This is a genomic window from Caldithrix sp. (assembly GCF_056497305.1).
Genome location: NZ_JBSMDE010000004.1, coordinates 1 through 11,488, shown reverse-complemented (window position 1 = coordinate 11,488; position 11,488 = coordinate 1). Strand labels below are relative to the sequence as shown.

15 protein-coding genes are annotated in these 11,488 nt (G+C 44.0%); all 15 read right to left on the bottom strand.

All coding sequences use genetic code 11. The features are described from left to right. Nucleotides 1-160: 160 nt before the first annotated feature. Nucleotides 161-568: an ATP synthase F1 subunit epsilon gene (gene atpC, locus ACWB0I_RS00350; RefSeq protein ID WP_479386035.1), complete on the bottom strand. Its 408-nt coding sequence runs from the start codon at nucleotides 566-568 to the stop codon at nucleotides 161-163. Between the two features lie 24 nt (nucleotides 569-592). Further along, nucleotides 593-1,990, bottom strand: coding sequence for a F0F1 ATP synthase subunit beta (atpD, locus tag ACWB0I_RS00345; RefSeq protein ID WP_479386034.1), 1,398 nt, complete (start codon nucleotides 1,988-1,990; stop codon nucleotides 593-595). 31 nt (nucleotides 1,991-2,021) lie between these two features. Beyond that, nucleotides 2,022-2,891, bottom strand: a complete 870-nt coding sequence (atpG, locus tag ACWB0I_RS00340; RefSeq protein ID WP_479386033.1) for an ATP synthase F1 subunit gamma — start codon at nucleotides 2,889-2,891, stop codon at nucleotides 2,022-2,024. Nucleotides 2,892-2,893: 2 nt separating this feature from the next. After that, a complete protein-coding gene (gene atpA, locus ACWB0I_RS00335; protein WP_479386032.1) occupies nucleotides 2,894-4,414 on the bottom strand; it encodes a F0F1 ATP synthase subunit alpha in 1,521 nt (506 codons plus the stop codon). Between the two features lie 24 nt (nucleotides 4,415-4,438). After that, complete coding sequence (gene atpH / locus ACWB0I_RS00330; protein WP_479386031.1) at nucleotides 4,439-4,972, bottom strand: ATP synthase F1 subunit delta; 534 nt, start codon at nucleotides 4,970-4,972, stop codon at nucleotides 4,439-4,441. Between the two features lie 19 nt (nucleotides 4,973-4,991). Then, nucleotides 4,992-5,486: a F0F1 ATP synthase subunit B gene (atpF, locus tag ACWB0I_RS00325; protein ID WP_479386030.1), complete on the bottom strand. Its 495-nt coding sequence runs from the start codon at nucleotides 5,484-5,486 to the stop codon at nucleotides 4,992-4,994. Nucleotides 5,487-5,500: 14 nt separating this feature from the next. Then, the gene (locus tag ACWB0I_RS00320) at nucleotides 5,501-5,740 is read right to left on the bottom strand and encodes an ATP synthase F0 subunit C (RefSeq protein WP_479386029.1); all 240 of its coding nucleotides are present in this window, start codon (nucleotides 5,738-5,740) and stop codon (nucleotides 5,501-5,503) included. Between the two features lie 40 nt (nucleotides 5,741-5,780). Beyond that, a complete protein-coding gene (gene atpB / locus ACWB0I_RS00315; RefSeq protein ID WP_479386028.1) occupies nucleotides 5,781-6,632 on the bottom strand; it encodes a F0F1 ATP synthase subunit A in 852 nt (283 codons plus the stop codon). Further along, a complete protein-coding gene (locus tag ACWB0I_RS00310) occupies nucleotides 6,633-7,016 on the bottom strand; it encodes a hypothetical protein (protein WP_479386027.1) in 384 nt (127 codons plus the stop codon). A gap of 2 nt (nucleotides 7,017-7,018) precedes the next feature. Beyond that, the gene (locus ACWB0I_RS00305; protein WP_479386026.1) at nucleotides 7,019-7,261 is read right to left on the bottom strand and encodes an AtpZ/AtpI family protein; all 243 of its coding nucleotides are present in this window, start codon (nucleotides 7,259-7,261) and stop codon (nucleotides 7,019-7,021) included. After that, on the bottom strand, nucleotides 7,248-7,655 hold the full coding sequence (locus ACWB0I_RS00300) for a bactofilin family protein (RefSeq protein ID WP_479386025.1): 408 nt from the start codon (nucleotides 7,653-7,655) through the stop codon (nucleotides 7,248-7,250). The genes ACWB0I_RS00305 and ACWB0I_RS00300 overlap by 14 nt, the downstream gene beginning before the upstream one ends. 23 nt (nucleotides 7,656-7,678) lie before the next feature. After that, the gene (locus ACWB0I_RS00295; protein ID WP_479386024.1) at nucleotides 7,679-8,473 is read right to left on the bottom strand and encodes a M23 family metallopeptidase; all 795 of its coding nucleotides are present in this window, start codon (nucleotides 8,471-8,473) and stop codon (nucleotides 7,679-7,681) included. 8 nt (nucleotides 8,474-8,481) lie between these two features. Further along, a complete protein-coding gene (locus ACWB0I_RS00290; RefSeq protein WP_479386023.1) occupies nucleotides 8,482-9,357 on the bottom strand; it encodes a ParB/RepB/Spo0J family partition protein in 876 nt (291 codons plus the stop codon). Then, nucleotides 9,341-10,108 (bottom strand): ParA family protein, encoded by a 768-nt coding sequence (locus ACWB0I_RS00285; protein WP_479386022.1) that lies wholly within the window; start codon nucleotides 10,106-10,108, stop codon nucleotides 9,341-9,343. Before ACWB0I_RS00285 ends, ACWB0I_RS00290 begins: the two co-directional genes overlap by 17 nt. 225 nt (nucleotides 10,109-10,333) lie before the next feature. Beyond that, the coding region (locus ACWB0I_RS00280) for a PASTA domain-containing protein (RefSeq protein ID WP_479386021.1) at nucleotides 10,334-11,488 on the bottom strand (1,155 nt) is incomplete at its 5' end.

Sequence of the window (11,488 nt, the reverse complement as noted above, 5' to 3'; positions counted from 1 at the left end):
ACCTTACCTTATATTCTGTATTAGCCTGACAAGACTAAATTTACAATTATTTACGGCTCATGCAAGAAAAATAAAACTTTTTATCAACAAATTTTATCTTTTTTTATTTTTGGTTGCCGTATATAATCGAATTTAAAATGAAATTCTTTAATACAAAAATTTACCTTAATTGGGCAATTTTGATTCGGTTTAGCGCTTTAGCTAAAGCCAGTTTAGCACGAGGAATGTCAATATCGGTGTGTTTACTTCTGAGTCTCTGTTCAGCTCTTTGCTTGGCAGATAAAGCCCGGTCAACATCGATCTCTTCGGCAAATTCTGCGCTTTCGGCCATGATCTTCAGAACATTATCTTTGACTTCGCAATAACCGCCGTTTAAGGCCAGATAGCGCACTTTACCGTCCGGCCATTCAATTTTGAGCGGACCGATCTCTAATAGAGAAACTAGATTTGCATGATTTGGCAAAACCTGAAATAACCCATCAAAACCGGGGAGCGTTGCACTTTGCACTGCTCCCCGAAAAACTTCACCAAAGGGCGTAACGATGACAAGTTCAAAATCCGTTGCCATGAACAGTTTCCTTTTGCTCTTCTGTTATTCTTGCTTCATTTTTTCGTAATTCTCAAGCACTTCATCGATAGTGCCCACCATGTAGAAAGCCTGTTCCGGAATATGGTCGTACTCGCCTTCAATTAAGCCCTTAAACCCCCGAATGGTTTCTTCGAGCGGGACATATCGGCCCTGAACGCCCGTGAATTGTTCGGCAACAAAGAAGGGCTGTGACAAAAATTTCTGAATTTTTCTGGCTCGGGAAACGATCAATTTGTCCTCTTCACTCAATTCATCCATACCCAAAATGGCGATGATGTCCTGCAAATCTTTGTACTTTTGCAGAACTTCCTGAACTGTTTTTGCCACATAGTAATGTTCATCGCCAACCACACGGGGGTCTAAAATTCGAGATGTGGAATCCAGAGGATCCACAGCGGGATAAATTCCCAATTCAGCGATTTGGCGGGAAAGCACCGTTGTGGCGTCCAGATGCGAAAAGGTTGTCGCAGGCGCCGGGTCGGTTAAGTCATCAGCCGGCACGTAAATCGCCTGAACCGAGGTAATGGAACCTTTTTTTGTAGAAGTGATGCGTTCCTGCAATTCGCCCATCTCTGTTGCCAGAGTTGGCTGATAACCTACTGCCGAAGGCATGCGCCCTAAAAGGGCCGATACTTCCGATCCGGCTTGTGTAAAACGGAAAATATTATCGATGAACAGAAGAACGTCTTTGCCTTCTTCATCGCGGAAATATTCGGCAATGGTCAATCCGGTTAAACCGACTCGTTGACGGGCTCCGGGCGGTTCATTCATCTGGCCAAACACCAGGGCGGTTTTACTCAACACCCCCGATTCTTTCATTTCCAGCCACAGGTCATTGCCTTCACGCGTTCTTTCACCTACACCGGAAAATACAGAAAATCCTCCGTGCTCTGTGGCGATGTTGCGGATCAATTCCATAATTAATACGGTTTTGCCCACGCCGGCACCGCCAAACAGACCAGTTTTACCGCCCTTGGAATAAGGCTCCAGAAGATCGATGACTTTGATTCCGGTTTCCAGCACTTCTTCGGAAGTACTGAGCTCTTCCATGGCCGGAGCGGGTCGATGGATAGGATAACGCTTTGCTGTGGCAATTTCGCCTTGTTCGTCGATAGGTTCACCAATTACATTTATTAAGCGCCCCAGGGTTTCCGGCCCTACCGGAACAGAGATCGGTTCGCCAGTGTCAATCACTTCCATGTCTCTGGTTAAACCGTCTGTAGAGTCCATGGCTACAGAACGGACCATATTTTCACCAAGATGCTGATGCACCTCAGTGATCAAGGTACTTCCATCCTGACGCGTGATTTTTAACGCATTGTAAATTTGCGGAAGTTCACCTTCCTTGAATTCAACGTCAATAACGGGACCAATGATTTGTCGAATTCTACCTTTATTCATAACCTTTTCCTAATTTTGAATTTCGCTTTTATTAACTTTCTTTCAGGGCCTCGGCGCCACTCACAATTTCAGAAATTTCTGTTGTAATGGCAGCCTGGCGCGATCTATTGTAGAAAATCGTTAATTGATGTACCATCTCTTCGGCATTGTCGGTTGCATTTTCCATAGCCGTCATGCGCGCGCCCTGCTCGGCGGCATTGCTCTCCAGTAATATGCGCCAGGTTTGAACACGCAAATGTCGGGGAATGACTGCATTTAAAATGCTCTTTTTATCCGGTTCGTACAAAAAATCGACCTGCTGCGGACTTTGAACCATTGCTTCATCGGGCACAAACGGCAGGAACTGTTCCACAACCACATTTTGTTGCACAGCCGATTTAAACTCGTTGTAGATAAATTCCACGCGATCAAAATGTTGCTTTTCGTAAAGATTCAAGATGGTATTGGTGATTTCAACCGCATCACTAAAATCCAGGTCGTTAAAGAAATTGATTTTGGTGGTATTAATGGTAACCGGACGTTTTTTGAAAAATTCAAGCCCTTTGCGGCCCACCAGATAGAGTTCCACTTCGGTTTCAGGATACTCCTGAACGCGTTCGTAAGCCCGACGGATTATGTTATGGTTAAAAGCGCCACATAAGCCACGATCTGCCGTGACCACCACCAGCAGCACCTTTTGCACCGGACGGCGGACCATTAAAGGAATTTCGGACGTGTTCTCCATCAGGGCTGTTAGATGAGCGATGAGTTCCCGCAATTCGTAGGAATAGGGTCGAAAGGCCAGAATGTTTTCCTGTGCTTTGCGTAATTTGGCTGCAGCCACCATCTTCATGGCTTTTGTAATTTGCTGCGTGCTCCGAACACTGGCAATTCTTTTGCGAATTTCGCGCAGGTTGGCCATGGTTATTCCTCAACCTTAAAATTTGCGATGAAATTTTCCAGCACTTTATTCATATTTTCGCGCCATTCATCGGTAAGAATTTTCTTCTCGGCCACTTCAGTCAGCAATTCCGGATGTTTCATTTCCAGATATTCAATAAATTCGCTTTCAAAACGTTTTAGCACTCCAACCGGCAATTTATCCAGAAATCCATTGGTACCGGCATAAATGATGGCGATTTGTTTTTCGAAAGAGACCGGCTTGTACTGGTCCTGTTTTAAAATTTCCACCAGGCGTTCACCACGACGCAACTGCTGTTGGGTGGCTTCATCCAGATCGGAGCCAAACTTGGCAAAGGCTTCCATTTCGCGGTATTGCGCCAGATCCAGACGCAAACGACCGGCCACCTGCTTCATGGCCTTTATTTGGGCATTGCCCCCTACACGCGAAACCGAAATCCCCACGTTAATAGCCGGGCGTACGCCGGAATAAAACAAGCCGGATTCCAGAAAAATCTGACCATCGGTGATCGAAATGACGTTGGTCGGAATGTACGCGGAAACGTCGCCTGCCTGTGTTTCGATGATGGGCAGGGCTGTTAATGAACCGCCTCCCTGCTCGTCACTCATTTTAGCCGCCCGCTCCAGCAATCGTGAATGCAAATAGAAAACATCACCGGGATAGGCTTCACGACCCGGAGGCCGACGCAACAGCAAGGAGACCTGGCGGTAAGCCCAGGCATGCTTGGTAAGGTCATCGTAAACAGCCAGGGCATGACGCCCGCTATCACGAAAGTACTCGCCAATTGCAGCTCCGGCATAGGGCGCAATGTATTGCAAGGGAGCCGGTTCGCTGGCATTGGCCGCCACCACAATAGTGTGCTCCATGGCGCCAAATTCTTCCAGGGTTTTTACCACTTTGGCCACGGTTGACGCCTTTTGCCCAATGGCCACATAAATACAGATAACATCTTTCCCTTTTTGGTTGATGATGGTATCAACCGCAATGGCCGTCTTGCCGGTCTGACGGTCGCCGATGATCAACTCACGCTGACCGCGTCCGATGGGAATCATGGAATCGATAGCCTTGAGCCCAGTAGCCAGGGGCTCTTTCACTGGCTGCCGGTAGATGACACCCGGCGCCTTGCGTTCTAGCTTCATGGTTGCCGTGGCTTCGATCTTTCCTTTGCCATCGAGAGGCAGCCCCAGAGGATTGATTACTCTTCCCACCATGGCTTCGCCAACAGGGATTTCCATTACGCGGCCGGTGCGCTTAACCTGGTCGCCCTCTTTTATCATGGTGTCTTCACCGAACAGAATGGCGCCGACATTGTCTTCTTCCAGGTTGAGCACCATACCCATTACCTCATGGGGGAATTCGATCAATTCACCGGCCATTACATTTTCCAAACCGTGGATTCGTGCAATACCGTCGCCAACCTGCAACACGGTACCCACTTCATAAATGTCGGTTTCCTTCTTGAAATCTTGCAATTGTTTCTTTAATATCGCAGATACTTCATCGGGTCTTACTGCATCACCCATGGATTATTTCCTCACTTTTTAACATTACCGAGCCATTAGTTTTTCACGCAGCTTATTAAGTTGTAAACGAATGCTGTTATCGACCACAACGTCCTGGATGCGTACCACAAATCCACCTAAAATCTCCGGCTGAATTCGCGGATGCAATTGGACACTCTTGCCCAATGTTTGCTCAAAATGGTTCTTGATAGCCTCAATTTGCTTCTGCTCCAGCTCCACAGCGCTGATGATTTCGCCTTCAACCGTATTGTTGTGTTCCAGCATCATAACACGGAACTGCTCCAGCACAGCAGGCAAAATTTTCAGACGACGCTTGGAAGCCAATAACTGTAGAAATCTGAAAGTCAGATCGCTGATCTTCTCGCCGATTACTTCTGAAAGCATCTTAATTTTCACATCGTCAGTAATCAGCGGATTGGCCAGATATTGAGGTAAAGCGTCCGTTTGAGTCAGCAGGTTCTGCAAAAAGGCAAAATCCTGCTCAATCTGCTCCAGAACGTTCTTCTCCAGCGCCAGCTCAAAAATAGCTTTGGTGTATCTTTTCGCTACTCGGTTCAATGCCTTGGTTCCTTAAATGTTAATTTTTTGCCGACTTTGGTAAATCTTTGATGTACTCGTCAACAATCGTTTTTTGCTTATCTTTGTCCAGATTGTGCATGATGATCTTTTCGGCGGCAGTTACGGCTAAGTCAGCAATTTCCGATTTGAGCGAAGTCAAAGCGCTCTCCTTCTCCTGTTCAATCTCTTTTTTGGCCATCTCAACAATTTTCTGAGATTCTTCCCGAGCCTGAGCGAGAAGCTCCTGCCGTTTTTGCTCGGCCAGTTCCCGACTTTCTTTTAAAAGTCTTTGAGCCTCGCTTTCGGCTTCGGCCATCATTTTACGGTGCTGCTCCAATAACTGCTGCGCCTCTTCCCGTTGCTTTTGTGCCTGTTCAAGGTCCTGGCGAATGGCTTTTTCCCGATTTTCAATAGTAGCCAGAATGGGTTTTAAAGCCACTTTAGACAAAACGGCCAAAACAACAAGGAATGTGATCCAGGTCCAGATCATCATCCCGGGATCTAAATTTAACATATTTGAATCCCCAATTATGGTTTAATACTTGCCAGTAAAAAGCAAACAACCACACCAAATAAGGCAATACCTTCAATCATCGCTGCAGCAATAATCATGGTAATACGAATCGCTCCACCAGCTTCAGGCTGTCGCGCTGTTCCGTCCATGGCGGCAGCGGCAATTTTTCCGATTCCAAACCCGGCCCCAAAGGTAACCAAACCTGCACCTAAACCAGCTGCTAAGTACGCTAATGCATATGACCAAACACCCATTTGTAAAACCTCCTTAACTTATTGTTTCTTGTTTTCTATTTTAGTGTTCAGGATTAACACTCATGCCTATGAACAATGCCGAAAGCATTGTAAAAATGTACGCCTGAATCAAGGCAACCAACAATTCCAAAAAATAAACAAATACGCCAAACCCTACAGAGACCGGCGAAATCAAAAATGTTTTAAAAAGAATAATCAAACCTAAAAAGGCAAATAAGACGATGTGGCCGGCAATCATATTGGCAAAAAGACGGATGGTCAATGCCACATGTTTGGCAATGATGCCCATGATTTCTACCACAAACATCAAAGGCCACAAATAGAGGGGCACTCCATGCGGTACAAGATTTTTGTAGTAACCGATCAATCCCTGCTCTTTAATTCCAAAATATTGGGTAGAAAAAAGTGTTACAATAGCCAGGGCCGCCGTTACATTCACATTGCCGGTGGCTGTACTGAATAGAGGAATAAGCCCCATCATGTTGGCGATCCAGATAAAAAAGAAAAAAGTGACCAGCAAGGGCGTAAATCGTTTGCCCTGTTCTTCGCCCATGTTGGCAATGGCGATTTCATCGCGAATAAAGATTACTATCCATTCCAGTAGAGCTCCAAAACCAAGAGGAGCAAGCCCCTTACGCCTGTAGGCCAGAGTAAACAAACCGATGGTGATCAGACCTGCAATCCACAACATGACAACATGATTGGTAATAGAAAGGTCGATTTCCATGCCCAAAAAATGGATGGGATGAAAATGGGGTAAATGAAGATGAATGCCTGGTAAATGCCATTCACCGCTATTTTGAATATGGTGTTGAATCCACTCGCTTAAATTTTCATTTTTTTGAGCTACAGTATCAGCCACAGCACTCGTTGCGCTTAATACGGCCATCATTTATGTTTCCTTCCTTAAGTGGCTCTGAATGATCCAAATTTCCCACATTTGAAATAAGACGTATAATATAAAAAAAGATATAATAAAAGTAAATTGTTCGATGTAGTTTTTTTGTAACATGAACAGAATTATTCCCAACAAAATCAGAACGCGTATTCCCATACCCGAAAAAAACAGTTTCATAAATGTTTTGGCTTCTTTTTCTATTGTGAATCTTATAATTAAAAAGGCCAGAACGACATTCAGGGTATTAATTATTCCCGAAATCCACAAAGAATTTATTTTTTTTTCACCAAACTGTAATATTACAGAAAAGCCCCAGCTACCGGCCCCATAAACCAGTAAAATAATGGCCACTCCCAACAAAAATTTTGTAATACGCATCGCTACTTTCGGTTAATTTGTTGTAACACTTTAATCATATTGTAAATCCCTAGGCTAAATCCCAGAAAGACTCCTGCGATAACTCCCAGAGGACTGCTGGCCCATTTTTTATCCAGGTAATTACCGATATAGCCGAAAAATAAGACGCCGCCGATCATCACATACACGATGCTTAAATAGGGCGCCGCTGTTTGAAAAGCTCGATGAAAATCCTGAGCAAAATTACGTTTTTTATTTTTGTTCATTCGCTTTTAGGGGCTGATTTTTCTCCAGGGGAATGCTTTTATTTTGACTCAATCCCATATCGGAGCTCCCCTGAAACACTGCTCCCTCGTCAATGATCAATTTGCTGGCCTTAAGCTCGCCTATTAAACTCGATTTTGACTCCAGAACCAACTTTTGATTAACAAAGATTTTCCCCTGAACCTTTCCCCCAACTATGGCGTTGGTAGATTGTATTTCCCCTTCTACCCTGCCCGTTTCACCAATGGTCAATGTATTCTTACAAATTATTTTACCTTTAACGGTGCCATCAATACGCAAGCTGCTCTCGGTATGGATTTCGCCAGTAACAATGGTACCTTTACCAATAAAATTCAATTCAGTGGAACTACTCTCCTGTGATCCTTTGAACGCCATATTGTTTCCCTTTTTGCTTCTGATTATCGTTCATTTAAATAGTCAATTGGATTTACAGGCTGATTGTTACGCCAGATTTCATAATGCAAATGAGGCCCGGAAGTAATTTTACCTGTATTTCCCAGAAGAGCAATGACCTGCCCTTTGTGTACTTTTTCCATTTCGCGTACTAAATTGATCTGATTGTGCTTGTACACTGTAATAAAACCAAAAGAATGCAGAATGACCAACATGTTGCCGCCATCATTGGTCCAGCCCTCAAACAACACCACCCCATCGGCCGGAGCGCGAATAGGTGTGTTGGTTTTAGCCGCAATATCGATACCTAAATGGGCATCGCTTATTAAAGAAGACGGTTCATAGCCGCGGGCAATGAATCCTTGCACCGGAATTAAAGAGGGAATATTGTTGAACAGCGACCGTTCCCGTCCCAGATTCATTTTTTCAAAATTGATTTCGTTCCAGGAAACTGAATCGTGATTGGCCGGCTGCTCTATTTGAATGTAGCCTTCGAATGAAGACCGAATTTTTTTCTGAAAATTCTGCAGGGTAACCAGTTCTTCTTTGAGCTGATCGACCTGTTTAAGGCTTTTGACTAACTTGAAATTTTCCTCTTTTAAATGGTTATTCTCTAAAATCAATGAACCCAATTTCCAGTAAGCTAAAAATCCACCGGAAATAAGAAACAATAAAATAATCAATAATACAATTAAAAAGCGCACGGTTGTCAAAGAGAGCCGAAAAGAGCGGGACTCCTCCTTACCGTCTGGTATGATTAAAAAATTAATGTATTTTTTTTGCCGCGTACGATGGGCCATACCAATTCCTAATCTTTCAGTCGTTCAAAAATTTCGTACAAGCGATTTAAATCTTCCGGCGAATAGAATTCGACCTCTATGGTTCCGCCTTCTTTGCGCGAACGAATATTGACCTTGGTTCCAAAAATTTCTCGCAGTTCCGATTCCATTTTCTGGATAAAAATGGAACGCTTCGGGCGTTTACTTTGTTCTTGAATCTCTCGTTTTTCCTGAAAATCTTTAACCATCTGTTCTACTTTGCGCACAGATAGTTTATTTTTTACAGTCTTTTGCCAGATTTTAAATTGCGCTTCCTGATCGTCCACCGCCAGTAAGGCCCTGGCGTGCCCCATACTGATTTCTTCTTTTTGAACGCTTTCCTGGATTTTTTGAGGTAACTTGAGCAGGCGGATGAAATTGGTAATGGTCGAGCGATCTTTACCAATTTTTTTGGCCACTTCGTCCTGGGTGAGGTTACATTCATCGATCAGGCGTTGATAGGCCTGGGCCTGTTCAATGGGATTGAGATGATCGCGCTGCACATTTTCGATCAGGGCCAGTTCCAGCATCTCTTCTTTGGTTTCCACCTTTATGATGTAAGCGGGAATTTTTTCGAATCCGAGTTCAGATACCGCTCGCAGACGACGCTCGCCGGCAATCAGCTCGTAGTAGTTGTCTTTCCGGCGCACAGTGATTGGCTGGATAATGCCATTCTCCTGGATCGAAGTTTTTAATTCTTCCAGTTTTTGAAGATCAAAATCCTGACGCGGTTGAAAAGGATTGGGGCGGATCAAGGCCACCTCAATTTCAGTTAAGGTACCGGCGTTTTGACTGCTTTCTCTCAGCTGATCTTTTTCTGGAATGAGAGCGCTAAGCCCTCTTCCTAACCTATTTGTTTTCTTCACCGATCACTTCCTCTGCCAGACTAATGTAATCTTGGCTTCCGACGCAAACCGCATCGTACATGATTATGGGCTTGCCAAAACTGGGCGCCTCGCCCAGCCGCACATTGCGGTGAATGACGGTATTGTACACTTTTTCTTTGAAATATTCACGCACTTCCTGAGCGACCTGATTGCAAAGATTCAAACGGTTGTCGTACATGGTCAACAGCACACCTTCAATCGAAAGGCCTGGATTTAAGCTTTTTTGAACCAGATGAATGGTATTCAACAACTGCGAGAGGCCTTCCAGAGCGTAATATTCACACTGGATGGGAATAAGAACCGAATCGGCCGCGGTAAGGGCATTTAAAGTCAGCAATCCCAGCGATGGCGGACAATCAATAAATATGAAATCATAATTCTCTTTAATTTTATTCAATTTCGCTTTTAGACGGCTTTCGCGGGAAGGCACTTCTACTAATTCCACTTCTGCTCCCACCAGGCGGATATGCGAAGGGATGATCTCCAGGTAGGGGACCTTGCTTTTGATGACGACCTTTTCCGTAGGCAGATCATCCATTAATAACTCATAAGTAGAATAGCTCTGTTCATCTGGAACAATGCCCAGTCCACTGGTCGCATTGGCCTGGGGATCAATATCCACTAAAAGGACGCTCCTTTCGGCAACTGCGATACAACTGGCCAGATTGATGGCGGTAGTCGTTTTTCCGACACCGCCTTTTTGATTCGTAATAGTAATAACTTTTCCCATACATCCAATCCATAAAGATTTTAATTTTAAACTTAGTAATTTAACTTAGACATTAAATCAAATCAAGCAGATTTTTTAGGGGCGTTTAGATTAACCTGGCGCGCGGAAGATAAAAAACACAAAAAAGCACCATGCGGCGCATTTCAACCAAAGGTGGATCAGGCCAGAATCCCGCCAATGTGGGGCGAATCGAAGCCTCACCACCCCACTCCAATAAAATCTTCTTTAAATTAAACCGTCAATAATGAGATTGTCGAGCATGATGATTCCGGCCTTTTGAGGTAAAAGCAGGCCGATTTTCTTCAAAGCCCCGCCCGGTGGAAATTTTGTTTCATTCTGTCTTTCGCCATTTATCAGAAGGACCAGCTTATCTTTAAGAGCGATCACTTCGACGATTAGAATATTTTTATCCATGAATTGAGAAAATGACAGAGGATATTCATTCCATTTAAGGGGCTTCTTATTCTGCAAAAGGGCAATGGATAATTTATGATCGAGCATATCAAAAAGTGCGGTGTACAAAAAATCATCCGCGTATTTTACGGAAAGGCCCAGATTTTCATTTCGATATGAGCGGAAAGCCCGGGAAATATCTAATCTGGCAATAATTCCCGAGGTTGCACTATTTAAGTCAACTGGAAAATAATAGGCCATTACACCCTTTGATTGCTTTTTTTTGATAATTAACTGGTCGTTTTCGATTGCTACCATCATCATATCTGTATTTAATTCAGTAAAAGTTTTATAGTCAGACTCCGAGCCGGAGAAGGTATGTTCCAGCAACGTATTAGAAACTAATAGATTATTTTTTCTCAAATACTTAATAGCGTTTGGTGAAAACTTTATTTCATCTTTTAAAGGGGCGGCCGGATTGTAACTCGCAAAGAGCGTAACTTCTTCACCATTTTTACATAGCGTTTTTGCCGGAGGAACGGTTTTTAACACGATCCCCATGGCATTGGACCGGCTTCTAACTTTCTTCAGCTTAAGTTGCAGCCCCTGTTTTTTCAGGTAGTTAATTGCCGCGAACACGTCCGAGTCAGTCAAATCTGGCAAATATATGTATTGAGGACCTTTGCTTACCCATAAACGGACAGCGGATTTCGAATCGTCGGCAAATTCCAGATTAAATACCTGACCATGCGGAATATTTTCTCTGTAAACAAATTCGCTTATTACTTCATGCCCCTTATTCATTAGCTCCTGCTGCACCTGTTCAACAGGCTGGCCAATATATTTATCCAGCGATCTGTTACTGTTAAATTGCCAGAATATGACGCCCGCCAGTAAAAAGACCGCCACGATCACTCCCAGGGCCAGGGGCAGCCAGTTAGATTGACGATTATCAATATTGCTCCTGGATTTAGTGGTCTTCTTTTT

Excerpts from the sequence above, each read along its gene's own strand:
- ACWB0I_RS00310 (WP_479386027.1), bottom strand. The coding sequence starts at position 7,016 with ATGCGTATTACAAAATTTTTGTTGGGAGTGGCCATTATTTTACTGGTT.
- atpF (WP_479386030.1), bottom strand. The coding sequence starts at position 5,486 with ATGTTAAATTTAGATCCCGGGATGATGATCTGGACCTGGATCACATTC.
- atpA (WP_479386032.1), bottom strand. The coding sequence starts at position 4,414 with ATGGGTGATGCAGTAAGACCCGATGAAGTATCTGCGATATTAAAGAAA.
- atpC (WP_479386035.1), bottom strand. The coding sequence starts at position 568 with ATGGCAACGGATTTTGAACTTGTCATCGTTACGCCCTTTGGTGAAGTT.
- ACWB0I_RS00285 (WP_479386022.1), bottom strand. The coding sequence starts at position 10,108 with ATGGGAAAAGTTATTACTATTACGAATCAAAAAGGCGGTGTCGGAAAA.
- atpB (WP_479386028.1), bottom strand. The coding sequence starts at position 6,632 with ATGATGGCCGTATTAAGCGCAACGAGTGCTGTGGCTGATACTGTAGCT.
- atpD (WP_479386034.1), bottom strand. The coding sequence starts at position 1,990 with ATGAATAAAGGTAGAATTCGACAAATCATTGGTCCCGTTATTGACGTT.
- ACWB0I_RS00300 (WP_479386025.1), bottom strand. The coding sequence starts at position 7,655 with ATGGCGTTCAAAGGATCACAGGAGAGTAGTTCCACTGAATTGAATTTT.
- ACWB0I_RS00295 (WP_479386024.1), bottom strand. The coding sequence starts at position 8,473 with ATGGCCCATCGTACGCGGCAAAAAAAATACATTAATTTTTTAATCATA.
- atpG (WP_479386033.1), bottom strand. The coding sequence starts at position 2,891 with ATGGCCAACCTGCGCGAAATTCGCAAAAGAATTGCCAGTGTTCGGAGC.
- ACWB0I_RS00305 (WP_479386026.1), bottom strand. The coding sequence starts at position 7,261 with ATGAACAAAAATAAAAAACGTAATTTTGCTCAGGATTTTCATCGAGCT.
- ACWB0I_RS00320 (WP_479386029.1), bottom strand. The coding sequence starts at position 5,740 with ATGGGTGTTTGGTCATATGCATTAGCGTACTTAGCAGCTGGTTTAGGT.